This is a genomic window from Streptococcus sp. Marseille-Q5986 (genome assembly GCF_946902915.1).
In the GTDB taxonomy this organism is placed as follows: domain Bacteria; phylum Bacillota; class Bacilli; order Lactobacillales; family Streptococcaceae; genus Streptococcus.
The window spans coordinates 175,140-201,660 of record NZ_CAMPPY010000002.1 but is presented as its reverse complement, the minus strand read 5'-3'; the positions used below and the strand labels follow the sequence as shown (position 1 = coordinate 201,660).

Genomic DNA, 26,521 nt, shown 5'->3' with positions numbered 1-26,521 from the left:
AGTATTGGCTCTGTAATAAATCACTCTTATCCCAAGTATAGAACTTCATCACAGAGACATTCGATATCTTGCTCTATATGAGAAGCTAGAATAATGAGTTTACCCTTTTCTTTTAAGTGGAGTAATTTTTCTCGAATTTTTTGAACAGATTGCTTATCAAGTCCGTTCATTGGCTCATCTAAAAGTAATATATCTGGATTTTCCATAAAAGCCTGTGCTAGAGCTAATTTTTGTTTCATTCCTAAAGAGTAGTGCTTTACTTTTTTAGAGGAACTAGGATCGAGTCCGACATCTATCATACTCTGGATAATTTCTTTCTCGCCTATTTTATTTTTGATTAGAGCTAGTTGATGTAAGTTATCAAAACCAGAATAACCTTCCAGAAATCCTGGAGTTTCAATAATAACACCTACACTGGGTAAGAAGGGAAAGTCGATTCCAAGTATGCTTCCATCTAATTTGATTTCTCCTTCAGTTATAGTTTCTAATCCCGCTAAACACTTGAGTAAAACTGTTTTTCCTGAACCGTTATATCCAACAATTCCGTATATATTTCCACTGGAAAATTCAAAGGAAAGGTCTTCAAAAATTACATTGTGTTTATAGTTTTTACGAATAGATTTTAAATGTAAGTCTGTCATATCTATTACCTCCTTATTTTTTTCATCACTACTAGGATTATGACGAGCAAAAGGTATAAAAGTAGGATACGAGTAATTATTTCTGGTAGGGATAGTAAACCAGAATGGGCTTCGTATTTAATATAATGAAAGTCTAGCCAAGTTAAAGGAGATAAAAATTTAATCCAGAAACGTGAAGCTTCTGTAATAAATAATTCTACAATAACTAATCCACAGGCTAAGGTATTTCCTAAATTAGAATAATGACTATTGAAAACGAAAATCACTCCCCCAATCAATATGAACATAAGGAATAACAATAAGAATATTTGAAAAAAAGCTCTATAGGGAGAATAATATTGTAGTATAATTGAGCGTAAATGTGTCATGCCATCAACGCCTTCCGGAAATGAGATACGCCCTTGAGCTAGGGAAGGTAGGAGACGTCCCCAATGATTTGAAAAGTGTAGTGTAGGGAGAAAAGTGATTAAAATGCTGATGATTTGGTAAATCGAAGCGATTAAGCTCGCGATAATCAGATAAATAAACTGGCAGACCATCCACTTTTTCTGTCCGATCTTTAAGATCAACCAAAACTGGAAAGTATCTTTTAAAGGAAGATTGCTAAATAGTAGTATGACAGATAAAATAGCAATCGCAGTGAACCATTGACTCGTGAAGAGAACGGTTACAATGCTGATAGGATAGGTTTCTTCGAAGTGATTAGCTAAGTTAAAAAAAGGTAGCATTAAAATCAAAGTATAGAGGTGAAAGAAAATTAAGATAGGCAACAATCGTTTGAAGGTGAATTGTTGTTTTAAGAGAATAGTTACCACACGTATAATCTCCATAAGATTACTCCTTATCATAAAAATGCCAATGCTTTTTAAGAGCTAGTCGAATGATTTCTATTGACAAAAGTGCCCATAGAATTAAGAAAATATAAGGATAAAGTAGCGAAAAAATGTTTCGAAAGTTTTCGTCACCTACTTGAAAATATTCTAGACCTTCTCGTAAATAATCATCTGTCGTTAAGACGATATGTGGTAGAGTAAAAAAAGGGAGAACTCTCTCTAAACCAAATTGTGTGAGGACAAACCAGGCTGTACTTGGAAGAAGATAGACCATTAACACATTAGGGTAAAAAACGGAGAGAACCCCACCTAATAGAGTAAAGAATGAAAAATAGAGTCCAATTAGACTAATGAGAAAGAAGTAGAAAAGGAATATAAATCCTTGATTTAACAACCACTGATTGCTAAAAGTAGATGAGTAGTGAGAATTAGTGAGGGGAAAATAAAATGAGAGGAGAATTAAAAAACAGAATCCTAAGGTCAGTCCTACAAAATAAGAACGGAAAATTAACCGTTTTACGAAGAAAGAAGCGTATTGTCGCAGAGACATACGACTAAGTAAAAAAGGGAGTCTATTTTGATGGTAGTCTTGTGAAAAGTCTGTTACTACAGTGGAAGCTGCTGTTAAGATATATAATGACATTGCCAGATTTCTAGAGAAAGAGGACATGAAATAATCAAGGACTGCTAGTGAATTTCCTCCGTCTAATTTTATTGTTAGATCTGTATAGGACATCATCAATGCAACTACTAAGGAAAAGAGTAATCCAATCCAAATCCTCCAATCTTTTAGCGTATATTTAAAGGGGAGAAGTAGTTTCATCTAACTTACCTCTTTCCAGTTTGCGGGATCGATAACTACTTTATCTATACGATCTTTTTCTTTGATTATAAAGATTAGGAAGGGACGATAGAGATTTCCTCCATAGAGTTCTTTTTCTTGAGTGGGAATAGGTATATACTCGATTGTAAATGACTCAATATAAATTGGACTGTCCAAAATCAAATTTTCGTATTTTTCTTTTAAAACATCTAATCCTTTTTGGACAGAAAGAGTAGCCATTTTATCTGTTTTTTGAGTTGGTAAGATAACACCAGCTAAGTCAATTTCTTGAATCCCTGCTTGGGTGATGATAAAGTTTAGGTCAGGACCATGAGCAAAATTAATCTCTCCGGATGAACCTAGCTGAGTTTCGCCATCAATAACTCTTTTACTAGAAAGTTTTGGAAAAACAGTAATATAATACATATCTGTCAGATTGTTTTTGTCTATCTTTGTTCCTTTTAATTCTTTGGCATTTCTTTCGTAGGTTGGGAGATACTCAAGGAGTGTTTCTTTTGAGATAGCGTAGATGAGATAATCATAATCGTCAAATCCTAATTGGAGGGTATTTAGAAATTGCTTAACCTTGTTAACACTATCTTCTTTTGAAAACGGAAGTTCTTCTTTAAAGTCGGTTAGATTTAGATTATTTTCAATAGCGTCTGATCGTAGGTTGTCGAAAACACTTGATAGATCTGATATTTGATCAGATGCTAAATGAATCCATGATCCAGTTTTATTGACGGTAATATCTGCTCTAGTCTTTCCTTTTTGGAGTCTGGTTAAAGGATTCTTATCGGCAATAATTTCACTAATTTCACTATCCCTTCCCATAAAATTTTGGATAGCTGTTACCAATGTTTCTTTGTCTCCTTTTTTTGAATCCCAAAAAGGTAATTCTTCTTCATAGGAGGTATCTATCTGGTCTGAGAGATAGATTTGCTCTGTTATCTCTTTATAACCTTCTTTTATGGGAAGATTTTCCTTATTTAACTCAGTTGTTTGCTTTTTGCTATATTGACAAGCTGTTAAAAAGATAAAGGGAAGAATAAGTAGAAATAATAGGTATTTTTTCATAGTAAAAAGCTCCTTTAAAAAAGGAGCAGAGACATAATACTTTTTAGATGATGCCTCTACTCTTAGAAGGGGGGTGTTAGGCTAGTGAGCGCTCAAATGACACACTAGCGAATAACCCAATGTTTGCTACTTTTGTTTTGAGACGAATTAAGGGTCAAAACGTCCTGTTATATTTGAATCAAGCCAACCATATTTAGAGGCGTTGAGATAATAATAGCGTCCAATTGTTCCATAACCATTGTTATAGCGAAGATTATAACGACCATTTGAATCAGCTATTTTCATCTCAGTTGCAGGTTCATCCTCAGCAGCAGTCCAAGCACGAATTCTGACCTTTTTTCCCCAACCAAGACCACCTGTGATATTAGCAACAGCAGGGGAGCCGTCTGTTTTTTCAGTTTTTCGGCTACTGACGGAATAGTCTTCGCGTGTAACATGAAGATCAAAATACACCACCCTAGCAGAAACAGTCTGACTAGTTAAGGGGAGTAAGCAGGTGACCCCCAGTCCTAATGCGATGCATTTTTTCAAATTTGTCATCACACTACCTCCTTTATATTTTAATGAAATCGTTCTCATTTATATTATACTATTTTATTTTTAGAGTGTCAACTCATAAGATAAATTTTTACTAAAGAAAAAACAATACGATGAATTCTTGAAAAACAAAAAATAATCAACTAAATTGATTTCGTGTATTCATTCCGAATTCCTAAAAACGGAATCACTGTTTTCCTAAGGTTTATCTGGGGAAGGCAGTGATTTTTTTGAAACAAGGGCATAGATATTTATGTTTTCTCTTTTCCTTATTTTAACCATTCAGGGAATCCCAAGAACCATTTAGGATTTGGGGGAATATGATTTATACTCAATGAAAATCAAATAGCAAACTAGGAAACTAGCCGCAGGTTGCTCAAAGCACTGCTTTGAGGTTGTAGATAAGACTGACGAAGTCAGTTACATATATCTATGGCAAGGCGACGTTGACGCGGTTTGAAGAGATTTTCGAAGAGAGATGTCTCGAGTTTACAAAGGAGAGTTCACATGAACAAGTATCGTCTTCTTTTTAAAATGAGTGCTGTCTTCTCTTACCTATTTTTCGTATTTGGCCTTTCTCAGCTGACGCTTATTGCTCAAAATTATTGGCAATTTTCTTCCCAGATAGGTAATTTCTTCTGGATTCAAAATATCTTAAGTCTACTATTTAGTGGAGTCATGATTTGGATTCTGCTTAAGACAGACCATGGCTATCTCTTCTGCGTTCCGAGAAAAAAAGGCTTTGGTCTTCGATTTTGACAGTACTAGCGCTAGTGCTCTATATCTCTTTTAACGTTCAGACAGCTAAACATGTTCAGTCAACTGCTGAAGGTTGGGCTCTACTGATTGGTTATAGTGAGACTAACTTTGCTGAGCTAGGTATCTACATATCCCTGTTCTTTTTAGGACCGCTGATGGAAGAGCTGATTTATAGAGGATTACTTCAACATGCCTTCTTTAAACATTCGCGATTTGGTCTTGATTTGCTTCTTCCGTCCATTTTATTTGCTCTCCCTCATTTTTCAAGACTGGCTAGTCTGTTAGATATCTTAGTCTTTGCAACATTTGGCATCATCTTTGCTGGTTTGACCCGCTATACCAAGAGCATTTATCCTTCCTATGCGGTTCATGTGATCAATAATATTGTAGCGACCTTGCCATTTTTGCTGACTGTTTTAGATAGGGTGTGGTAAAATACTGGCAGGCGAGTTAGGGGTTATAGTTTTTCAATTTTATAAGTGAATTTCAGGAGGAAAATGAGTATGACACCATTAAAATGGTTTGCTGGAGGCAGAGAAAGGCGTTGTGAAGCCATGACTATCATAGATTATCTACTGGAAGATATAAAGGATGAGCATCAACTTACTCCCTTGAAAAATCAGTTAGTTATATATAAAAGACGACTAAGGGACGACGGAACCTCTACTCCATTTATTCTGAGCCAAATGAACGTTGATATCTCACGTGTGTTGATTGACAATAAGCTGGGTTTGTCAGAAAGTCAAGCTAAGCAAATCAAAAAATTGAGAGAATTGTCGGCGATTCGCTATGGTTACTGATGAAGTGCAGGGACAGGCCCCTTTCTCCAATTTCCGGTCAAATAAATTGCATTCGTTTTCCCAAGTGGGTATACTAGTATAGTTAGATGAGAAATTCTGAAAATTTAAGAATAGAAAAGAGAACAAATCTTATGGCAAAAGATATTCGTGTCTTACTTTACTACCTTTATACTCCAATTGAAAACGCAGAGCAATTTGCTGCAGATCACTTGGCTTTCTGTAAATCAATCGGCCTTAAAGGTCGTATCCTAGTCGCTGATGAGGGGATTAACGGGACCGTTTCAGGTGACTACGAAACAACTCAAAAATATATGGGCTACGTTCACAGCCTCCCAGGCATGGAAAACCTCTGGTTCAAGATTGACGAAGAAAATGAACAAGCCTTCAAGAAGATGTTTGTTCGCTACAAAAAAGAGATTGTCCACCTTGGTTTGGAAGACAACGACTTTGACAACGACATCAACCCACTTGAAACAACAGGTGCTTACTTGTCTCCAAAAGAGTTCAAAGAAGCCCTTCTTGATGAAGATACAGTTGTCCTTGACACACGTAACGATTATGAGTACGACCTAGGACATTTCCGTGGGGCTATCCGCCCAGACATCCGCAACTTCCGTGAGTTGCCAAAATGGGTTCGTGATAACAAGGAAAAATTCATGGACAAGCGTGTCGTGGTTTACTGTACAGGTGGAGTTCGCTGTGAGAAATTCTCAGGTTGGATGGTCCGTGAAGGCTACAAAGATGTCGGTCAATTGCATGGAGGAATCGCTACTTACGGTAAAGACCCAGAAGTTCAAGGTGAGCTTTGGGATGGGAAAATGTACGTCTTTGACGAGCGTATCGCCGTTGATGTCAACCATGTCAACCCAACCATCGTAGGGAAAGACTGGTTTGATGGAACACCATGTGAACGCTATGTCAACTGTGGAAATCCCTTCTGTAACCGTCGTATCTTGACATCAGAAGAAAATGAAGACAAGTACCTTCGTGGATGCTCACACGAGTGCCGTGTTCACCCACGTAACCGCTATGTTTCAGAAAATGAATTGACACAAGCAGAAGTGGTGGAGCGCCTAGCTGCTATCGGTGAAAGCTTGGATCAAGCAGCTACAGTATAACATCAAACAGCCCTTAGGGGCTGTTTTTCTATGCTTTTTATCTAAAAATCTAAAATTTGTTTCTGTATCTTTCAGGAAAATAGGGTATACTATGTATAAACGATTTCAAAGGAGCCCAGTTATGACGAAAACATTTTTTATTCCAAATAAACAGAGCATTTTAGGAGAACAGGAAATTTTGACTGCCAAGTCTATCTTGGCCTTGGTAGAGGGCTTGGAGTCACACAGTTATGATGCGGTCTATCTCCGTCAGCCCCTCAATCGTCTCGAGTATATCGAGTGTGAGATTGTAGGTCAGTCGCAATTTCTCTTCAAGGTGAACTATGCGGATAGCCGAAAAGGCTATCAAGTGGTGATTCCAGATTTCCTTACCAGAGCGGACTGGGAGATTGTAGAAGCTCTCCTCCAAGCCCTATCGAGTAAGTTGGGGCAAGTGGTAGAAGGGTTAGAAGAGTTTGAGTTTGAAGCTTATTTCCGACAAACGATCAAGCATTATCTAGCTGACAAAGCAGCTCGTCTAGTATATTGCCAAGGGCTCTTGGCCCCTATCTATCTCAACAAGGAATACCTCGAGAGCTTTTTGGCTGAGGATGGATTGGCACGTTTTGAAGAGTTGGTCAAGAAGGTTCAAGGATCTGATGCCTACCTTGCCAGTGTGAAATTTTACCCAGACGCCCAAGGTAAGGTGCACGGTATCTATCACCTAGCCCAGGGAGTCAAGACGATTTTGCCAAAGGAAGCCTTTGTACCAGCTCCTTATACCGAGCAGCTGGCAGGCAAGGAGCTTGTTTGGGAGATTGACCTAGTGAAGATTTCTGGTGATGGCTCAAAAGCAGAAGACTATGAAGCCATCGCTCGCTTGGATTATGAAAAATTCCTAGAGTCACTACCAGAAGCATTTTACCAGCAATTAGATGCTAATCAATTAGAAGTACAACCCATCCTAGGACAAGATTTTGAAGAATTGACAACCATCAAGTAGCCATTGTCCAAAAAAGAGTAAGCATAAAAATCCCTGTCATCAATAAATGGCAGGGATTTTGGTTAAAAGAAGGTCAGGATGCGAAGGTAGTCAACTGTCAGCGCGAGTTCTGCAATGAAGAAGGGTAAGAGAATAGCGCCGTCAAGTAAGACAGCTAGTAAGAAACGATAAAATGGGTCAAGGCTACTGGTCTTACTTGGCTTGCTAATCACAAAGAGATTGCCAAGGGCAAAGATGACCATGCTTAGAAGAGTGAGGATGCCAGCAAATCGCAAGCCACCAAAGAGTGCAAAGAAACTTGCTAGAGCCGTTAGGACAAGTGGAATAGCAAAGAGTCGGCTGTAACAATCGTAAGCTTCTTGGAATGTGAAGTCGCTCTCCTGGTCCAGTACACGTCGGACAGTAAAGCCTCCCAAAATGATAGAAAAGTAAAATAGAGCGCTAGCGACCAAGATGGAGAGTCCAGCAAAGAGATCTAAAGGAGGGAGCTGGTTAGGTAAATTATTGGCAATAGAAGCTATACAGCCGTAGTAGAGGTGCTTGATATGATAGATACTAAAGAAAAGGTTAATTGAGGATAGCAAAGTGAGTAGGCCAAAGACACTGTAACGCTGCTTTTGGTCCGTAGTCTTGCTAGCAGTTGGTTCTTGGATAGCATCCAGTAGCCAAGTCCAAAACAGTGTGATTTCTTCTTTGAATCTGGCTGTTTTACGAGGGTCAATATCTGGGATATAGGGGCTTTCTAAAGCCTTGCTGAGGGTGCTTTTTTCTTGGTTGCGTTCCCCTTCAGCTTCCCCTTCTCCCTGTCCCTCGGTTTGGGTTTCCTCAATCATTTCGGGAGCTTCCTCCTTATGCGTTTCCAACTCTTTAGGTGAGACAGAAGTTTCTTCGCTTGCTTGTGCTTCAGTTCCCGTAGTTTCGGTCTCGTCGGGTTGGATTTCCGATTTCGTCTGAGGTGATTTCTTCTCAAGATCGGCACTTTCAAACCATTTTTGTGTCATATTGGAACCTCCTTTTTTATGGTTGTTTTCTATTTTTAGACTGGCAGATAAAAGCGTTTTTGTCAATGATTTCTAGATGGAGTAGAGTATTCTTCTTCCTTGGAGAGGTAGATATCTTGATTGGCTTTTATAATGAGCATATCCTTAACATCTGCTTTCTCAATTTTATAAGGGTTGGCAAGTTCATTTTCTTTTTGTTTAGGATGTTCTCTGTATGCTTTACAATAAATACCGCTATACTTAGAAGAAATGTCTAGATTGATACGATCGAATTCTGTCTTAGAAAGAAAGAGTGTTAAGTCGTTATGAGAGTCTAGCTCAACCTTACCGTGGATCGTAATATTCTCAGCATAGATATGTTCTTCTTCGGTCTTGACCTGACTATCTGTCAATTCGGTATCAAAGATATTGATAATACGAGGTGTCGTTAGTGTACTGTTCTTGATAGAACTTTCTGTTATTCTTAAGAGATAGCCTTTTGTTTTGATGGTTGCATTTTCAAGGGTCGCTTGACGGATAGTGGTTTGTCCACGATTGGCTGAGACGGTGATAGCTTGCAGCCTTCTTCCTTTAGGGAGGGAGAGAACGACTTCGTCAAAACGGTGAGAATAACTGCTGGCAATACGAAGTAGGCCTTCGATTCCTGAACCGAGAAAATGATGTTGGGAGGCTTGTTTATCAGTGACGCTCAGTGTTTTGTCACTCATGCCAGTAGTTAGATCGTGACGACCAGACACTGATGGATGATAGGTGATGTGGATCTTGTCATCTACAGACTCTGTGATGGTCAGGCTGTGTTCCTCGAGGGCTAGATCAAGTTTTTCCACTTCATTTCCAAAGGTCACTTCTTCGATACGATTGTCATAGACGGGGTCTTTTGACATGGCAAGCAAACTTTGAATACCGTTGGACTGAGCGCCTACAATGATCATGATAAAACCAAGAATTGTAGAAACCACACCAAAGATGAGAAATCCTTTTGTCAATTTACGCATGTCTGTCACCTCTCTTTCCTTTTTTAAGAATCCATTGCACCAAGCGGACGATTAGGAGGCCAAAGAAACGGGCTACATAGGAGATACCTAGTAGAACAAGAGAAGAAGCACCGATAGAAAGCAAACCGGCCCCAAAAATCAAGATAAAGGCAGATTTGACTTCTACTAGGACACTAAAGCTCTCTACGATAAAGAGTCCGCCCAGCAGGATACCCGTCACCGAAACGGTGAAAAAAGCTAGAATGACGGAGACAGCCGCGATAAAAAGCCCGATAATGGTTAAGATCATTGCAATTCCAACAGGGATTCCGATAGGGGCTGCTAGTAAGGCCAGGAGGGCAATGTGCAGCAGTTGGCGGTCATTCTTTTGAGCAGGTGCTTCATTGACTTTTTTATCGAGAAGATCAGAGAGGATATCATGGGCAGCTTCTTTTGGTGTTCCTAGACTGGCAATGAGTTCCTCTTCGCCCTCTGGTCCTGCATCGTCAAATAGTTCCTTAAAGTAGTCCATGGCTTCGATGCGGTCAGCTTCAGGCAGTTTATGGAGATAGGTTTCTAACTGAGTCAGATAGTCAGTTTTTGTCATGGCGGATACTCCCTTCTATGATGCCGTTGACGGTGTCGGTATAGAGCGTCCACTCTTCCTTTAGAGAAACGAGCTGCTCTACGCCCCGATTGGTCAAGGAGTAGTATTTGCGCATACGCCCCTGAAACTCTCTAGAGTAGGTGGTCAGAAAGCCACTGGCTTCCAATTTTTTGAGAATGGGATAGAGCGTAGATTCTTTGATATTGGCGATGAGCTTAATGGTCTGACTAATCTCATAACCATAAGAATCCTCCTGCTCCAGTACAGCCAAGATGAGAAACTCGATCAAGGCAGAGGATGTTGGGAAGTACATGGGAAACCTCCTTTTTATTATATAAAATTTTTTTATATATTCTTTTCAAATATATTGTATCTCAAGTTGAAAGCTCTGTCAAGAAGTATGTGTAAAAATTTTATATATAAAAAACTCCTAGTAAAAACTAGAAGTTTAAAGAATTTTATCAGCCCGATCCACCATAAAGAGTGAGACAGTCATGATGATGTCAACGACAAGTAGAGCAAGGACAGCTGGAATCCAAGATTGGAAAAGTTCAAAACTGTAACCAAACAAGGTAGGACCAAAAGCTGCTAAGATGTAGCCCCCTGTTTGCGCTAGTCCTGACAGCTGAGCTGTCTTTTCAGGAGAACTGGTTTTAAGAGAAAAGCAAACCATGAGGTAGGGGAAGAGAGCACTGCAGGCCGTTCCAATCAAGAGATGGACGACTAACCAGTAGAGGAAATTATTGGTTGGATACAAGAGCATGGCAATTCCTGTCATACCAGCGATAGAGATAATTGCCAGCATGATTCGACGGTGGCCGTCTGACAGATGAGTTGCCAGACTTGGAACAGTCATTGAAAAAGGAATGCTGATCAGTGAGAAGATAGAAGCGAGGAGGGCCGCATCTTTATTAGAAAGACCAGCACTAATGGCTATCGTTGGTAGCCAGGTCATGCTTGTATAAAAGAGCAAGGACTGAAGACCACCAAAGATAATGATGGCCCAGACATCTTTACTTTTTAGAATATTTTCTTTGACTTGTTTTTCTTTTTGGCCTTCTAGGTAGTGGTTGTGGCGATGATTTGGCAACCAGACTAGCAGAGTGACCAAGCAGAGAAGACTGAGAACGAGGATGAGGCCCTTCCAAGAACTAGCTTGGGTGATAGGGACGGATAGATAAGAAGCGATGGCAGTTGAAATCCCCATGGCAGTGACATAGAGCGTTGTTAGGAGACTGATTTTTTGAGGCTGATTTGCCTGGATCATACTTGGGAGGAGTACATTGAAGATCGCAATGCTCGCTCCGATGATCAGAGTTCCCAGATAGAGAAGGGGAAGATTGAGGATACGAATGACAGAGCCAATAGTTAAGAGGAGCAGACAGTAGGTAAAGAGGAGTTCTAGTCCGATCTTTTGCGCCAAGTGACTCGCAAAAGCAGAGAAAAGAGCAAACATCAAGAGAGGGAGACTGGTTAAAATCCCAAGAGAACTAACCTCAACTCCTAGTCCCTGAGCGATATCTCCTAAAATGGTTGGAAGAGCAGTGAAAGGAGAGCGTAAAACAGTCCCGATTAAGACAATTCCTAGGATAAAAAAGAGTGATTGTTTTTTCATAAAAACCTCGAATAGATGATTTTATTAACAGCTTATTTTAAGGCTTTTTCTATATAATGTCAAGTAATGACAGCTAAGAAAGTTCGATTGATTTAAGCGAGAACAGAGTGAAAGGAGATACATTTCTTTACTAGAATTTTCCTTGATTTGATATAAAAATAGGAAAGTGAGAAAATTTGTGATAAAATAGTGGAAGGAAATCTATATATTGGAGAAAAACGGTGCCTGAAAAGCAAAAAATGAGCGTCTTGATGTCGGTCTATGTAAAGGAAAAGCCGACGTTTTTGAGAGATGCTATCAAAAGTGTTCAAAATCAAACCTTGAAACCGAATGAACTTGTTCTTGTTGAGGATGGATCCCTCACGCCTGAGCTCTATCAGGTGCTAGATGAAGTGGAAGCTCAGTCAGACATTCCAGTGAAACGTTGCCCCTTAGAGCAAAATCAAGGTTTAGGCTTGGCTCTTCGTTACGGTGTTTTGCAGTGCCAGTATGACATTATTGCCCGCATGGATACGGATGATTTAGCCGTTCCGGATCGTTTTGAGAAACAGCTTCAACTAATGGAGAAAGAAAATCTCGATCTCTTAGGTGGGCAGATTGCAGAGTTTATTGACAATCCAGATGAGATTGTGTCTTATCGTCGTGTCCCAACTCAGCATGCAGACATTGTGTCTTATCAGAGAATGAGAAGCGCTTTTAACCATATGACAGTCATGTTCAAAAAGGACATGGTCCTCAAAGCGGGCAATTATGAAGACGGGCTTTACATGGAAGATGATCTCCTTTGGCTCAATATGATTACGGCAGGTGCCAAGACTGGCAACCTAGATCAAATCTTGTGTAGGGTTCGTGTAGGTGCAGGAATGTTTGAGCGTCGAGGTGGCTTGCGTTACCTTAAATTCTACCGTCAAGCTCGCCAACGGATGCTGGAACGAGGGCAAATTTTTTACATGGAATATGCTAAAAGTATGTTCATTCAGGCAATTGTTGCACTTTGTCCAGGTTTTGTACGTCAGTTTATCTTTGCCAAACTTTTAAGAAAGAGCAAGTAAGACCTGATAGATTGAACGATTCGGGTTATCATAATAATAGTATCATCTGACTCTTTTAAGGAGGAGTAAATTTCTATGAATAAAAAACTCACAGATTATGTGATTGATCTGGTGGAAATTTTAAATAAACAACAAAAGCAGGTTTTCTGGGGAATATTTGATATTTTCAGTATGGTGGTTTCCATTATTGTATCTTATATCTTATTTTACGGCTTGATTAATCCAGCACCTGTTGACTACATTATCTATACGAGTTTGGCCTTCCTGTTTTATCAATTCATGATTGGTTTTTGGGGGTTGAACGCGAGTATTAGTCGTTACAGCAAGATTGCGGACTTTATGAAAATCTTTTTTGGTGTGACTGCCAGCAGTGTCTTGTCATATAGTATCTGCTATGCCTTCTTGCCACTCTTCTCCATTCGTTTCATCATTCTCTTTATCTTGTTGAGTACCTTCTTGATTTTATTGCCACGGATTACTTGGCAGTTAATCTACTCCAGACGCAAAAAAGGTAGTGGTGATGGAGAACACCGTCGGACCTTCTTGATTGGTGCCGGTGATGGTGGGGCTCTCTTTATGGATAGTTACCAACATCCAACCAGTGATTTGGAACTTGTCGGTATTTTAGATAAGGATGCTAAGAAAAAGGGTCAAAAACTTGGTGGAATCCCTGTTTTAGGCTCTTATGATAATCTGCCTGAATTAGCCAAACGTCATCAAATCGAACGTGTTATCGTTGCGATTCCGTCTCTTGACCCGTCAGAATATGAGCGTATCTTGCAGATGTGTAATAAATTGGGTGTCAAATGTTACAAGATGCCTAAGGTTGAAACAGTTGTTCAGGGACTTCACCAAGCAGGTGGAGGATTTCAGAAGATTGATATTACGGACCTTTTGGGTCGTCAGGAAATTTGTCTTGACGAATCTCGTCTGGGCGCAGAACTGACAGGTAAGACTATCTTAGTCACAGGGGCTGGTGGTTCAATTGGTTCTGAGATCTGTCGACAAGTTAGCCGTTTCAATCCTGAACGCATTGTCTTGCTCGGTCATGGGGAAAATTCAATCTACCTTATTTATCATGAGTTGATTCGTAAATTCCAAGGGATTGATTATGTCCCTGTCATTGCAGATATTCAGGATTATGATCGTCTTTTACAAGTGTTTGAGCAGTATAAACCAGCTATCATCTACCATGCTGCAGCTCACAAACACGTTCCGATGATGGAACGCAATCCAAAAGAAGCCTTCAAGAATAATATTTTTGGGACCTACAATGTTGCCAAGGCTGTTGATGCAGCCAAGGTGCCTAAGATGGTCATGATTTCGACTGACAAGGCGGTCAATCCACCCAATGTTATGGGTGCGACTAAGCGCGTGGCAGAGTTAATTGTCACTGGCTTTAACCAACGTAGCAAATCAACCTACTGTGCAGTCCGTTTTGGGAATGTTCTCGGTAGTCGTGGTAGTGTGATTCCTGTCTTTGAACGTCAGATTGCTGAAGGCGGCCCTGTAACGGTGACAGACTTCCGTATGACGCGTTACTTCATGACCATTCCAGAGGCTAGCCGTCTAGTAATCCATGCAGGGGCTTATGCCAAGGACGGAGAAGTCTTTATCCTTGATATGGGCAAACCGGTCAAGATCTACGACTTGGCTAAGAAAATGGTCCTTCTAAGTGGGCACACGGAAAGTGAAATTTCAATCGTTGAAGTTGGAATTCGCCCAGGCGAAAAACTTTACGAAGAACTCTTGGTTTCGACCGAATTGGTTGATAACCAAGTCATGGATAAGATTTTCGTTGGTAAGGTTAACGTCATGCCTCTAGAAGCCATCGATCAAAAGATTGAAGAATTCCGTTCACTCAGTGGAGAAGAGCTCAAAGAAGCGATTATTTCCTTTGCAAATGAGACAACCCATGCTGAGTAAGGGTGGCTAATCAATTAATTATAAATAAAAGGCCAAGGTTCTGTTTGTACAGGACCTTGGCCTTTTTACTCTGTAGTTTTAAATCGTTGTATTATTTATAGTTGCTTAATGATACCGTCAATGGTATGGGCAATCCAGTCAGGTTGATAGCTGAGTAAATCAGCCTCTTCTCCAAATCCCCAAGTGACAGCGAACTTTTTAATGCTAGTCTCTTGGGCTCCGATCATATCAAACTTGGTGTCCCCGATGATGAGAACTTGGTCTGCAGGGAGTCGATGCGTCTGTAAGGCGTAACGGATGACATCCGCCTTGTGAGGTGTTTCAGGACTGGAACCATAAATGCCATCAAAGAAATGATGGATTCCTAGATTTTTAGTCATATCATGAGCAGTAGGAGTATTCTTTGTTGTGGTAATATAGAGAGGGTAGTTTTGCGAAAGCTCTTGAAGCAATTCTGTTATTCGGGGGAAGAGTTGCGCTTCGTGGATTCCTTTTTTCTTGTAGTAAGAACGATAGATTTGAACGGCTTCCGAGATTTGCTCCTTGGGAAGACATGTTGCAAAACTACTTTCAAGGGGCGGTCCCATGAAACCACGAATGGTTTTGGTATCAGGGCTCGGAACTCCTAGTTGTTCAAAGGTATAGGTAAAGGCATTGTGGATCCCGATGGAACTGTCAACCAGGGTTCCGTCTAGATCAAAAAAGATTGCTGAGATAGAGGGCATAGTTTCTCCTAATAGATATAGATAATCTTATTCTCCGAAGATTTCTTTTTGTAGGCGGCGACCAGTAGGAGTGGCAGCGAGTCCACCCTCAGCCGTTTCACGAAAGGCAGTTGGCATGCTTGAACCCACTTGGTACATGGCATCGATAACTTCATCCACAGGGATTTTAGATTCGATACCTGCTAAGGCCATATCTGCCGCGATAAAGGCAAAGCTGGCTCCCATGGCATTGCGTTTGACACAGGGAACTTCAACCAAACCGGCAACAGGGTCACAGATAAGACCCAGCATATTTTTAATGATAAAGGCGATGGCTTGGCTAGCCTGATAGGGGGTCCCACCTGCAGCCAATGTCAAGGCTGCGGCACTCATGGCAGAGGCAGAGCCGACTTCTGCCTGACAGCCACCTTCAGCACCTGAGATAGAGGCATTGTTTGCGATGACTAGTCCAAAGGCACCGGCAGCAAAGAGGAAATCCAGCTGTTGCTCGTGGCTGAGGTCTAATTTTTCAATAGCAGCAGTGAGAACGGAAGGGAGACAGCCAGCACTTCCTGCGGTTGGAGTAGCGCAGACCAAGCCCATTTTGGCATTGTGTTCGTTGACTGCGATGGCATTTCGGGCAGCCGAGAGAATTGTATAATCTGATAAAGTTTTTCCGTTTTCGATGTAGTGGTCCAGCTTGGCAGCATCCCCACCTGTCAAGCCACTACGAGATTTATTTTCATTGAGACCGAGCTCGACAGAGGCTTTCATGACTTCCAGATTGCGTTCCATGAGAAGGAAGACTTCTTCACGTTCGCGACCGGTTAATTGATATTCTGTTGCAATCATGAGTTCTGCGACATTTCCTTGAAAGTCCAGTTCTGCCTGATCGACCAATTCTTTGATAGAATAAAACATGCTTCCTCCTATTTAAAGAAATTGACATTGTGGAGATGAGGGATTTTGCGAATTTCTTCGATGGCCTCATCACAGTTGCGACTGTCGACTTCGATAATCATAATGGCTTTTTCACCAGCTTTTTCACGAGTGACATTCATCTGGGCGATATTGATACCATAGCGTGAAAGAGCCTCCGTTACAAGGGCAATCATACCTGGAATATCTTGATGAACAATGATGATGGTCGGTGTATTCATATTGAGAGAGACGGCAAAGCCATTGAGTTCGGTTACCTGAATGTTCCCTCCACCGATAGAAATACCAGTCACGCTGATGGTCTTGTGAGCATTTTTGACGGTAATTTTAGTGGTGTTTGGGTGGGGAGCATTGCTGTCTTTCTGAATAGTCCAGACAATCTTGATACCACGCTTGTGGGCAATCTCCAGACTGTTTGGAATTTCAGGATCATCTGTATCCATGCCTAAAATACCTGCAACAAGGGCTAGGTCTGTCCCGTGACCACGATAGGTTTTGGCAAATGAGTTAAATAGTTGGAATTCGACTTCTGTCGGAGTATCATCAAAAATGGAAGAGACAATCTTTCCAATACGAACAGCACCAGCGGTATGACTACTAGATGGGCCAATCATGACTGGTCCGATGATATCAAAGACAGATTGAAAACGAAGTGATTTCATCAGTTTCCCCTTATAAAAATTCTTATCTCTATTATATCAAAGAATAAAGGTCTTGGCTTTAATTGCGGATGCAAACCTTTCTAATACCTCAAATATCATAAAAATAGTATCGTTTATGACAAAAAACACCTTATTTAGGGAAATAAAAAATAATTTTGTAATATTTCTATATAAAAGTGTCAAGAAATAGTAATATTTAAAGGGTATGATAGAACTATAGAAAGAAGGAGAATTTTCGAATATGAAATCAATAACTAAAAAGATTAAAACAACTCTTGCAGGAGTAGCTGCCTTGTTTGCAGTATTTGCTCCATCATTTGTATCTGCTCAAGAATCATCAACATACACTGTTAAAGAAGGTGATACACTTTCAGAAATCGCTGAAACTCACAACACAACAGTTGAAAAATTGGCAGAAAACAACCACATTGATAACATTCATTTGATTTATGTTGGTCAAGAGTTGGTTATCGATGGTCCTGTAGCGCCTGCTGCAACACCAGCGCCAACTACTTATGAAGCACCAGCTGCCCAAGATGAAGCTGTTTCAGCTACAGTGGCAGAAACTACAGAGGTAGAGGAAGAAACTCCAGTAGTAAGCGAAACAGTTGCTGCAACTGTAAGCGGATCTGAAGTAGAAGCTAAAGAATGGATCGCTCAAAAAGAATCAGGCGGTAGCTACACAGCTACAAACGGACGTTATATCGGACGTTACCAATTGACAGATTCATACTTGAACGGTGACTACTCAGCTGAAAACCAAGAACGTGTAGCAGATGCCTACGTTGCAGGACGTTATGGTTCATGGTCAGCTGCTAAAAACTTCTGGCTTAACAACGGATGGTATTAAGAAATAACGAACAGAATAATATGAAAAGGTCGAGGAAGCCCCTCGACTTTTTTATATTTCTTTCGGTTGGTAATAGGTCTCCACTTCTTTTTTGAGATGAGACAGCATGGAGGTCTCATCGGTTAGTTCCAGAAGGGAGAAGCCTTTTTGGATAAGCTTAGCATCATCTCTACAAATCCCGATACGGACATAGCAGATAGCAAGCCTATCGTAGCTTTTCTTGTTCTTGGCGTCCTCTAGTAAAGTATAGCAGATTTGTTGGCACATGTTTTTGTCTTGATTGTATAGATAGAGTGTAGAAAGGTTTAATAGAATTGTCATTCGCAATTCATATAAATGTTGATAGTTTTTATAAACTTCTAGGCGTTGCAATATTTTTCCAGTGATGAGATGGAGGTATTCAATGGGAAAACTGAAAAGAATGGTATTGAGGATTTTCAGGTCATTTTCATACCATGTGTCTTGTTTTTCAATTTTTCTCCAAAGTTTTTTGACAACCTGTTCTACGTGATCTGATAGTTCCCCTGTCCCGTGTTGACGGATATAAATGACAACTTCAAGCATATCTCTGATTTCTTCTATAGGGAGATCGTGGTGGGTCTTGAGGTAGTCTTGGCATTTTTGAAATAAATTGACAAGATCGCTGGTCCCGATAATGGAACGCATATTGAGATAGGTTTGCATGATTTCTGTTCGTTGGCTCGGCTGATAAAGTTGACAGATATAGCCAAACTCTTCAAAACTCATATTGATTTGACGGAGAAGAAATTCCATATTTTCATATTTTGGGGTTGTCTTACCACTTTCGATTTTTGATAAGCTAGTTCTTGAGAGAACACCCCTACAGACCTCTTCTTGGGTCAGCCCCTTTGACTCACGTATTTCTTTATAGACCTTTCCGAAATCATAACGCATGATTTCCTCCTTTTCGTGAAAAAAGTTAACAAACAATAAAATCCTATTAAAAATATTGTATCATAATAACAGGAATAGTAAAAAAGAAAACTAAAATAATGTGTGAAAAAAGTTAACTAATTTTAAAATAGAGTAAAGAAGAGGTATACTATAGATACAAAATACAGATAGGAGGGAAAGAGTATGAATAAAAAAGTTTTTCGCTTTTTAGTTATTCTTGCTTTCTTATTCAGCATTGCTACGGTTTTCCCATGGAAATGGCTGATATAATGCGCTAGTTGTAAAAATGAAAGGAAGGTGAGTCCAATGGATTATTTTTAAATAATGTATAATAGGGGAACTGAAATTATATTTTTAAATTGCTTTTATGGCAATTGAATAGAATAACCGATAGACTGGAGGTAGAAAGATGTTTAATAGATTGAGTAAAAGTTTAAGTTTGTTGATGATTATTACGATGTTGAGCGCAGTGTCAATACCTAGCTTTGTGGCTTATGCGGATGACAATTCATCACCTAGTATTCAGTTGACTTCCGAAGAAAGAGAAATAGCATCTGAATTTCGTTATTTATTTGAAATTGCTAGTAACTTGGATGAAAATGGTAATCGAGTGATTGATATGGATGCTTTACAACAGACTTATGGTAAAGCACAAGCTCCTTATATAGCGGAGGGAATTCGAATATTATCGGATCCAAAGGAAACAGATATAGTTCTGCAGAATATGAAGTCTGATTTTTATTCTAGGAGTTGGATGAGTTGTATGCTGGATTCAACTATAGACTTTTTGGGAATAAATTTATTAACAGATATATTCGGTGGAGGTCTGGGAGGGCTATCAGGACTTATTCAAAAGAAAGCGTGGCCAAAGATTGCAAAATTGGTATTAAAATCTACCGTAAAAACTTCTGGTGTGGCAATTGCAGCTACTTTGTCATGGTATAGTTTAAGATGCTTAAAACAATAAAATATACAGTAACGGTTTGTACTGTCTTAGCCTACATTATTTGGTTTTGGATGAGAATAAAAATAACTGATTTAATTGGACTTTTTATTGTAACACTGATGACTGAAAATTTTATTTTTTATTTTTTCAATGTTAAAAAGAAAAAATAAGACTCTCTCTTGTTTACTAAAGTTAATAATCTAAATTTACCTCATCTCAATTAGCTAAATTTAATGTAGCTGTTGTAGCAGGAGTAGCATTAAATGCTATCTCTTGTTGGGGAACTTAGTTCACATATAGTAGGAAAAGTATTTTATAGTAGATTGAATTAGGAAGAGACAACGGTCTTGTTCTAATTTCAATATACTATAATATAAGTTGTCCCTGCCCTATGTTGATTAGATTAAGTCGTGAATCAGGAGGTTAAGTAATGAACTACAATTTAAAATATCTTTTATCAGGAATATTTGTCCTAGTCTTTATAGGTTTCCTAGTCTGGATGCGTTATTTTAATCAGAAGAAGGAAGAAGAGCATTCGGATGTGTCTTTTGAAGCGAGGTTAGATAGTGAGGTCAAGGACTTATATAAACAACTAGGATTGGGTGAGGAGCCTCATTATTTCTTAGCCTATCGCTACTTACATCCTTGGTTTGATTTGGCGATTTTACCACCAGCAGTTGCAATTTTCTTAACTAAAATAGCGCTGGTGATGGTAACTCCAGATGAACTATTGATAAGAAATCTTGGGAATGGGATGACTTTCACAAGTGAGCATCATCGTGATTTGCGACAAGGACTTATCCGCACTCCAAAATCAGAGATGAAAGAATTTGAGATTCGCAACTGGAAAAGAGTTTTTGTATTGGGTGATTTTTTGACAATCAAAACAAGCCAGCATAGCTATTATTTACAGATTAGAGATGATGGACTTCAAAAAGGAAGTCTTTCTACCAAACATTTCTCAGACTTGAAACGACAAGATTTTCTAAGATTATTAACAGATAAAAGAACATTCTGATAGACAATTGCCCTAGCGGCTTATTGTAAACTTTACAAATTTGGTTTGTAATTTTTTTTTTATAAAATTCACTTCAATTACTTGACAGTTATTATATTCTCACTTATTATATAGATAAAAGGATGGGAGAGGAGTTTAAAAACTTGAAAGCGCTATCCATATTGTTTGTTGGGCTGGTTCTTGAGTAATAGTTAGAGTGTGATTAATACTACTCTGGTTGTTCAAGGACCTGATACAGAAGCGCGCTATTCTCCCAGTTAAGAGTAAGTTCGTTGTTAAAAAATGAAATGAGATAGAAGGAAGGTGAGTCCAATGGACTATTTAGTGATTACATAAGATTTTCTGTGAATGTTAATTTTGTTTTAAAGTAGTTATTCGATAAATTTAAATTAAGTATACTTCTGATTTTTAGTTTATCACATTTGGCTTCACAGAAGTTTTAATAAATGATAACATTTAAATGGTTATCCTGTAAACGGAATAATAGAGACGATATTAGCTGATATTAGCTATAGTAGATTAACTCTATAAAGTAAATTACCATAAATAACTGAAATCAATCGTTTTCAATATTCGATTTGAATGATACTTGTTTCTTGTTTTGATACACAATATAAACTTAACGTTGCTTATTTTGTTAGATTTTTTAAGAATTATGGAGAATAACATGAAAAAATTAATAACATCGTCTATAGTAGCATTATCATTATTTGGAGCAGTGACTCCAACACTTGCTAATGCATATACGATTTCTAATATAAGTAGTTCAGATAAGGTGGATGAATTTACTTCCGCAGATATAAATATAATTACAAATTACGGACAGTATTCATATGATAAAAAATTGACAGAAGTTGCTTTGAAATTAGAAAATTATTTTTCGAAAAATGAATATGGAGATCCAGTTTTATACGCAACTAAAGAACAGTTAATGGAAGACTTAGAGATTACTGAGCAGGAAGCCGAAGATATATTATCTATTGCAGAATTAGATGTTAGAAAAACTCAATTTAGAGGATTTGTCGGTTTGTATATTAATCTTGGACCTAAAATTAGAAGTGTGAATGGATGGGCTGCTGCGGCTTTTGCAGGTGGTTATGTTGGTTGGTATGCCAAGGAATTAGCAGCGGCAGGACTGTGGGGAGCTGGTGTTGCTGCGCTTGTAACAGCTTCTGCTGCAGCATTAGTTAAATGGGGTGTTGAAAATGGTGTAACTGTCTTACATCTAGGAGATCACATACCTGGCATTAGTTTGTCTTATAACGTATATATTCCATAATATGACTCATTTAAAATTTTATATCAAATCTGTTCTTGGTTCATTGGTATTTTTTATCCTTTTAATTCTTTTTATTAAAAATATATATTACCCTGCTTTAAAGATGACTATTGAAGTTATTCTGACATTTTCGATAGGTAGTCTTTGTTATTCCATTTTTTGTAAAACAAATCGTGCTACTTTTCTGCCAATCTCGGTTGTCTTATTTTTGCTGACTCTCTATTTGCTGGGAGGATAGTGTTTTAGCAGGAACTTTGTCAGTTTACACTTTTCTCTTGGAGAATAGCTTTCTTCTCTTAGATGTCGTTTCCACTCGCGACTAATACTAGCCGGATGACGATGGAGCAACTTAGCAATTTGAGAAAAATTTAGGCCTTGCATACGGTAAATGAGAATACTTTCACGCTCATCTACGGTAAAATGATGGTAGCTCATAAGATTTCTTTTCGTAACTAGTTCGTTCAATTCTATTTTATTAGAAAATCTTATGAGTTTTTATTGTGCACTTATATTGTATATTCAAGGTATAAAAAAGTATATCATCTGTTGTTATTGATGGCTATTTTCTTCCCTTGGGGATGACTCTTATAAAATTTTGATTAAGTAAAAGAAAGGAGAGTCCAATGGACAATTTTTAGTCTATTCCTACAATTTATTGTCTATCATTTATTGTAAGCTAACTTGTTGCAAAATCAATAACATAGCAACAAATATAGCTAAATACGAGAGGTCTATGATGAAATATAGAATAATTGATGTATTTTTTGTTTTGTTGTTGATGTTAGAATTGATTCTTGTGTTCTTGATAATTACACAAAACATAAATATTTTTAGATTTGTTTGTTGCAGTGGCATGATATTAGGTACAGTATATAACTGGAGAAAAATTAGGAAATTATAAAGGAGTTTGCATATGAAAAAGGTTACAAAATTTTTTAGTTTACTACTTACTGTGCTAATTATAAATTTCGCAATTTCGCCGGTGTTAATGGTTTATGCAAAAGAAATGATTTTTCACTTCAATTACTTGACAGTTATTATGTTTTCAATTATAATGTAGGCAAAAGGGTGGGATAGGAGTTTAAATATTTGAAAGCGCTATCCATATTGTTTATTGTGCTAATTCTTGAGTAATAGTTAGAGTGTGATTAATACTACTCTGGTTGTTCAAAGACCTGATACAGAAGAGCACTATTCTCCCAGTTAAGAGTAAGTTCGTTGTTTAAAAATGAAATGAGATAGAAGGAAGGAGAGTCCAATGGACTACGATACTTGTTGACAAATTACTATAGCTGTTTCTACGGAATAGCTCTCAATGATAGGAGAAATAAATCATGAGAAAATTAGTTAAAATTGGTATTGCATCTTTAATGGTATGTGGTATACTTGCTTCTACAAGTGTTTTGGCAGTATGGGTTGATGGTGGTCAATGGAACTATGGAGTAGGTTGGACAGGAACTTTTGGATATTCTGATTATTTACATTCTACTCGCTCTCATACAGCAACTGTTAAAGATGGAAGTAAAATCTCTAAAGATCGTGCAGATGCTGAGGTATGGGCTCGGGCTTCAATCGTCAAATTTCCACCAACGGGAATGGAATATTTCTATGGATTTTAATTAAAATTCTCCCTCCCCTTTTGGAGAGGGAGTTTCTTCACGGGAGGTATCTCTATGAAAAAAATCAGTCATCTTTGTGTGTTTCTGCTGTTGCTGTGTACCACTTTTTTTGTTTTTAATGTAAACTACACACGTGAAGCGGTTCGGATTCGGGAAATGGGAAAGACTGTAGATTCTTTGGATTTGTATTTGAAAGATATTAACGAACCTGCAGCGTCTGTTCTTCGATTTTTTGAGGATGTATCAAAGGAGTACAAAGTCTCCATCATCAAAACAGACAGTGGTGATGAGGTAATCAAGTCTGGTGTTTTTGATAAAGATACCTTCCCCTACCAAGAGTTTGGGATTTCTTCTCTTGATTTTACTACAGATGGTGACGGAGTCTACAGTAATAGAGAAGTTTCCAATAAACTTGGTACGATTCCGACCTTTCTAAAAGCCAAGCCTATTCAGCTTATGACTTTTCAAACCTATATCAAGGATACATCTCGTAGTTTAAATGGTCGCTATACGATAACTTCTACACAAGAGATGGATAAGGATAGGATTGTACAGAAATGGAGCGATTTTTTCAAGATAGACCAGGCTACCTTACTAGAGCCTACCTATAAAAGTGCAGTGGAAGTCATAAATCGAGATTTGCTTTTATCTGCTATTGTTTTTGTCTTGGCTATTTTACTTCTTATGTTAGTAACAGTGTATCAGCCGATGATGGAGATGAAACGAGTGGGGGTTCAAAAGTTACTTGGTTTTCAAAGTAGGGCGATTTTAGCTGGTTTTGTAAAGACTAATTTTTATCTTCTCTTGGGTGGAAGTCTTATCATTGACTTGGGACTATTTTTAATGCTGGATTATAGACCAAAACTTCTATTCCCAAGTTTACTCTTATCCCAAGTCCTGCTTTTACAGTTGTATTTGTTCATCAGTTGGCTGACCTACCTGATGATTCAGAAAATAACAGTCAGCTCTATGTTGAAAGGCTTTTCATCTGTCAAACTTGGTCTCATCTTCAATTATGTGATGAAAATAGGAACAACTATTTTACTGACGACCTTACTGATTGGGGTGGGCAAAAGTCTAGAACAAGAAAACAAAGAACTTGCTTATCAGCAACAGTGGGTAAGCCAAGGCAATTACCTGACCTTAGAAACCTTCAAACTCAGTGATAATCTGTGGCAAGAAGAGCTAGCAGGGTCAGGGAAATCTACAGATTATTTCTACCAATTTTATCAAGACTTGCTAGTAAAAATACAAGTAAATTATGTGCGAAGTGCAAGTCTTCCTATCAAACCAGTCATCAAAGCAGAACAAGTGCAGCAGTACCAACTGCCTGATGAGGTAGATGTTTACTATGCAAATAGCAATTTTCTAAAGAGCAAGGGATTCAAGTTACCAGATACCGGCACTAAAAAAGTTATTTTGATGCCAGCCAGTGATAAAGGACAAGAAGGCAAGAATCAGTTCTTGGGAAAATCCATCGCCTATCTTTCTATGAGGTATGAAGATCAGCAAAAGCAAACAATAGAAGATATGGATGTCGAGATTGCCTATTATGAAGGAGATTGGTCTTTCTTCCCTTATAATAATGATCGAAAGGAAAATCTCCACAATCCAATCATTAGTCTGGTAAATGATCAAGACATGATGTGGGAAGAAAAGACTCGCTTGTCAACGACAGGTTTAAACAACCCGATGAAAGTTGAAAATACAGAACAAAATCAAAAAGTGATTACAGAGTTAGTCGATAACTTATCTGATGGTAGCTATTTAAAATTTTCATCGATTCAAGCCATTCAACAAGAGAAAGTAGATTCTTATCGAGATGCAGTTCGAAATCTTAATATACTCTTTGCTTTGTTTGGTCTCCTTAGCATGATGATTTCCTACTTCTTACTAGTAACAACTTTCTTATTGAAGCGAACAGATATCATTACCAAGAAGTTTATGGGGTGGAAACTGGTCGATCGCTACCGTCCTCTCCTCGTTCTGCTCTTGCTGGGCTATAGTCTTCCTCTTCTAGTCTTGATTTTCTTTGCCTATGCGCTCTTGCCGCTTCTACTGTTTGCAGGTTTTACATGTTTGGATATACTATTTGTGCTAGCCTTGGCTTCTAGGATGGAGAAAAGAAGTCTAGTAGAATTATTGAAAGGGGGCATCTTATGATTGAGTTAGAAAATATTACCAAAGCCATTGGGGGAAAAGTGATTTTGGATAACTTGTCTCTCAGGATTGATCAGGGGGATTTGGTAGCCATTGTTGGCAAGAGTGGTAGTGGGAAGTCGACCTTGTTAAATTTATTAGGTTTGATAGATGGTGATTACAGCGGACGGTATGAGATTTTTGGTCAGACAAATCTAGCGGTTAATTCTGCCAAGTCACAAACAATAATCCGTGAACATATCTCTTATCTATTTCAAAATTTTGCCCTGATTGATGATGAAACGGTCGAGTACAATCTCATGCTGGCGCTGAAATATGTGAAATTGTCCAAGAAAGACAAGCTCAAAAAGGTGGAAGAGATTTTAGAGAGAGTAGGTTTGTCAGCTACGTTGCACCAAAAGGTCTCCGAGTTGTCTGGTGGTGAACAACAACGAATTGCAGTTGCTAGGGCCATCTTAAAACCCAGCCAGCTGATTTTAGCCGATGAACCAACAGGTTCTCTGGATCCTGAAAATAGAGATTTGGTCTTGAAGTTTCTCTTAGAGATGAATCGCGAGGGGAAAACAGTTATTATTGTGACCCACGATGCTTATGTAGCCCAACAATGTCATCGTATCATTGAATTGGGCGAGGGAAAATGAGCTCGTTCAGCTCCTTTTGATGACTGACTACTCATGTTTCTCA

The 26,521-nt window shown here is 38.6% G+C and carries 27 protein-coding genes and 1 pseudogene; 13 read left to right on the top strand and 15 right to left on the bottom strand.

Annotated features, from left to right (window positions below; translation table 11 throughout):
• Positions 1–26: 26 nt before the first annotated feature.
• The 5 genes from OVN21_RS04540 to OVN21_RS04520 all read right to left on the bottom strand — a co-directional run bounded on the left by OVN21_RS04540 (position 27) and on the right by OVN21_RS04520 (position 3,914).
• Positions 27–641 carry an ATP-binding cassette domain-containing protein gene (locus OVN21_RS04540; protein ID WP_267247467.1) on the bottom strand — a complete coding sequence of 205 codons (615 nt, stop codon included), beginning with the start codon at positions 639–641 and terminating at the stop codon, positions 27–29.
• 5 nt (positions 642–646) lie between these two features.
• Positions 647–1,471 (bottom strand): hypothetical protein, encoded by an 825-nt coding sequence (locus tag OVN21_RS04535; RefSeq protein ID WP_267247466.1) that lies wholly within the window; start codon positions 1,469–1,471, stop codon positions 647–649.
• Between the two features lie 4 nt (positions 1,472–1,475).
• On the bottom strand, positions 1,476–2,297 hold the full coding sequence (locus OVN21_RS04530; protein WP_267247465.1) for a beta-carotene 15,15'-monooxygenase: 822 nt from the start codon (positions 2,295–2,297) through the stop codon (positions 1,476–1,478).
• On the bottom strand, positions 2,298–3,374 hold the full coding sequence (locus tag OVN21_RS04525; RefSeq protein WP_267247464.1) for a hypothetical protein: 1,077 nt from the start codon (positions 3,372–3,374) through the stop codon (positions 2,298–2,300).
• A 147-nt stretch (positions 3,375–3,521) separates the two neighbouring features.
• On the bottom strand, positions 3,522–3,914 hold the full coding sequence (locus OVN21_RS04520) for a hypothetical protein (protein ID WP_267247463.1): 393 nt from the start codon (positions 3,912–3,914) through the stop codon (positions 3,522–3,524).
• A gap of 504 nt (positions 3,915–4,418) precedes the next feature.
• Between OVN21_RS04520 and OVN21_RS04515 the strand changes: the two are divergent.
• From OVN21_RS04515 to OVN21_RS04500, 4 genes and pseudogenes are all read left to right on the top strand, one after another.
• Positions 4,419–5,104, top strand: a pseudogene (locus OVN21_RS04515) (lysostaphin resistance A-like protein).
• A gap of 69 nt (positions 5,105–5,173) precedes the next feature.
• A complete protein-coding gene (locus OVN21_RS04510) occupies positions 5,174–5,470 on the top strand; it encodes a bacteriocin immunity protein (protein WP_267247462.1) in 297 nt (98 codons plus the stop codon).
• A gap of 131 nt (positions 5,471–5,601) precedes the next feature.
• Positions 5,602–6,588 carry a rhodanese-related sulfurtransferase gene (locus OVN21_RS04505; protein ID WP_267247461.1) on the top strand — a complete coding sequence of 329 codons (987 nt, stop codon included), beginning with the start codon at positions 5,602–5,604 and terminating at the stop codon, positions 6,586–6,588.
• A 121-nt stretch (positions 6,589–6,709) separates the two neighbouring features.
• Positions 6,710–7,570, top strand: a complete 861-nt coding sequence (locus OVN21_RS04500) for a DUF4299 family protein (RefSeq protein ID WP_267247460.1) — start codon at positions 6,710–6,712, stop codon at positions 7,568–7,570.
• Between the two features lie 62 nt (positions 7,571–7,632).
• Here the strand turns inward: OVN21_RS04500 and OVN21_RS04495 are convergent, their stop codons facing one another.
• The 5 genes from OVN21_RS04495 to OVN21_RS04475 form a co-directional block, all read right to left on the bottom strand.
• Entirely contained in the window at positions 7,633–8,571 is a 939-nt protein-coding gene (locus OVN21_RS04495; RefSeq protein WP_267247459.1) for a DUF6574 domain-containing protein, read from the bottom strand.
• Positions 8,572–8,633: 62 nt separating this feature from the next.
• Entirely contained in the window at positions 8,634–9,566 is a 933-nt protein-coding gene (locus tag OVN21_RS04490) for a DUF4097 family beta strand repeat-containing protein (RefSeq protein ID WP_267247458.1), read from the bottom strand.
• Entirely contained in the window at positions 9,559–10,152 is a 594-nt protein-coding gene (locus tag OVN21_RS04485) for a DUF1700 domain-containing protein (RefSeq protein WP_267247457.1), read from the bottom strand. Before OVN21_RS04485 ends, OVN21_RS04490 begins: the two co-directional genes overlap by 8 nt.
• Positions 10,139–10,465, bottom strand: a complete 327-nt coding sequence (locus OVN21_RS04480) for a PadR family transcriptional regulator (protein ID WP_267247456.1) — start codon at positions 10,463–10,465, stop codon at positions 10,139–10,141. Before OVN21_RS04480 ends, OVN21_RS04485 begins: the two co-directional genes overlap by 14 nt.
• Before the next feature lie 135 nt (positions 10,466–10,600).
• Positions 10,601–11,767, bottom strand: coding sequence for a CynX/NimT family MFS transporter (locus tag OVN21_RS04475; RefSeq protein ID WP_267247455.1), 1,167 nt, complete (start codon positions 11,765–11,767; stop codon positions 10,601–10,603).
• A 221-nt stretch (positions 11,768–11,988) separates the two neighbouring features.
• On the opposite strand from OVN21_RS04475, the gene OVN21_RS04470 reads away from it, so the two are divergent.
• Entirely contained in the window at positions 11,989–12,819 is an 831-nt protein-coding gene (locus OVN21_RS04470) for a glycosyltransferase (protein ID WP_267247454.1), read from the top strand.
• A gap of 75 nt (positions 12,820–12,894) precedes the next feature.
• Positions 12,895–14,745 (top strand): polysaccharide biosynthesis protein, encoded by a 1,851-nt coding sequence (locus tag OVN21_RS04465; RefSeq protein WP_267247453.1) that lies wholly within the window; start codon positions 12,895–12,897, stop codon positions 14,743–14,745.
• A 95-nt stretch (positions 14,746–14,840) separates the two neighbouring features.
• On the opposite strand, the gene OVN21_RS04460 is transcribed toward OVN21_RS04465, so the two are convergent.
• From OVN21_RS04460 to sdaAB, 3 genes are read right to left on the bottom strand one after another with little or no spacing between them, the layout of a single operon-like run.
• Positions 14,841–15,470, bottom strand: a complete 630-nt coding sequence (locus tag OVN21_RS04460) for an HAD hydrolase-like protein (protein ID WP_267247452.1) — start codon at positions 15,468–15,470, stop codon at positions 14,841–14,843.
• Positions 15,471–15,497: 27 nt separating this feature from the next.
• Entirely contained in the window at positions 15,498–16,370 is an 873-nt protein-coding gene (sdaAA, locus tag OVN21_RS04455; protein WP_267247451.1) for an L-serine ammonia-lyase, iron-sulfur-dependent, subunit alpha, read from the bottom strand.
• A gap of 8 nt (positions 16,371–16,378) precedes the next feature.
• Positions 16,379–17,050 (bottom strand): L-serine ammonia-lyase, iron-sulfur-dependent subunit beta, encoded by a 672-nt coding sequence (gene sdaAB, locus OVN21_RS04450; protein WP_000838912.1) that lies wholly within the window; start codon positions 17,048–17,050, stop codon positions 16,379–16,381.
• A 241-nt stretch (positions 17,051–17,291) separates the two neighbouring features.
• Here sdaAB and OVN21_RS04445 point away from each other — a divergent pair, with 241 nt between their 5' ends.
• Positions 17,292–17,900 (top strand): LysM peptidoglycan-binding domain-containing protein, encoded by a 609-nt coding sequence (locus OVN21_RS04445; protein WP_267247450.1) that lies wholly within the window; start codon positions 17,292–17,294, stop codon positions 17,898–17,900.
• 51 nt (positions 17,901–17,951) lie between these two features.
• Here the strand turns inward: OVN21_RS04445 and OVN21_RS04440 are convergent, their stop codons facing one another.
• On the bottom strand, positions 17,952–18,815 hold the full coding sequence (locus OVN21_RS04440; RefSeq protein ID WP_267247449.1) for a helix-turn-helix domain-containing protein: 864 nt from the start codon (positions 18,813–18,815) through the stop codon (positions 17,952–17,954).
• Positions 18,816–19,224: 409 nt separating this feature from the next.
• On the opposite strand from OVN21_RS04440, the gene OVN21_RS04435 reads away from it, so the two are divergent.
• The 3 genes from OVN21_RS04435 (at position 19,225) to OVN21_RS04425 (ending at position 22,058) form a co-directional block, all read left to right on the top strand.
• Positions 19,225–19,782 carry a hypothetical protein gene (locus tag OVN21_RS04435; RefSeq protein WP_267247448.1) on the top strand — a complete coding sequence of 186 codons (558 nt, stop codon included), beginning with the start codon at positions 19,225–19,227 and terminating at the stop codon, positions 19,780–19,782.
• 409 nt (positions 19,783–20,191) lie between these two features.
• Complete coding sequence (locus OVN21_RS04430; RefSeq protein ID WP_267247447.1) at positions 20,192–20,779, top strand: hypothetical protein; 588 nt, start codon at positions 20,192–20,194, stop codon at positions 20,777–20,779.
• 667 nt (positions 20,780–21,446) lie between these two features.
• Entirely contained in the window at positions 21,447–22,058 is a 612-nt protein-coding gene (locus tag OVN21_RS04425; RefSeq protein WP_267247446.1) for a hypothetical protein, read from the top strand.
• 219 nt (positions 22,059–22,277) lie between these two features.
• Here the strand turns inward: OVN21_RS04425 and OVN21_RS04420 are convergent, their stop codons facing one another.
• Positions 22,278–22,493, bottom strand: a complete 216-nt coding sequence (locus OVN21_RS04420) for a helix-turn-helix domain-containing protein (RefSeq protein WP_416370413.1) — start codon at positions 22,491–22,493, stop codon at positions 22,278–22,280.
• Between the two features lie 899 nt (positions 22,494–23,392).
• Between OVN21_RS04420 and OVN21_RS04415 the strand changes: the two genes are divergently transcribed.
• From OVN21_RS04415 to OVN21_RS04405, 3 genes are read left to right on the top strand one after another with little or no spacing between them, the layout of a single operon-like run.
• Positions 23,393–23,677: a lactococcin 972 family bacteriocin gene (locus OVN21_RS04415; RefSeq protein ID WP_267247445.1), complete on the top strand. Its 285-nt coding sequence runs from the start codon at positions 23,393–23,395 to the stop codon at positions 23,675–23,677.
• Between the two features lie 54 nt (positions 23,678–23,731).
• On the top strand, positions 23,732–25,840 hold the full coding sequence (locus tag OVN21_RS04410; protein WP_267247444.1) for a bacteriocin-associated integral membrane family protein: 2,109 nt from the start codon (positions 23,732–23,734) through the stop codon (positions 25,838–25,840).
• Positions 25,837–26,478: an ABC transporter ATP-binding protein gene (locus OVN21_RS04405; protein WP_267247443.1), complete on the top strand. Its 642-nt coding sequence runs from the start codon at positions 25,837–25,839 to the stop codon at positions 26,476–26,478. The genes OVN21_RS04410 and OVN21_RS04405 overlap by 4 nt, the downstream gene beginning before the upstream one ends.
• Positions 26,479–26,521 lie beyond the last annotated feature (43 nt).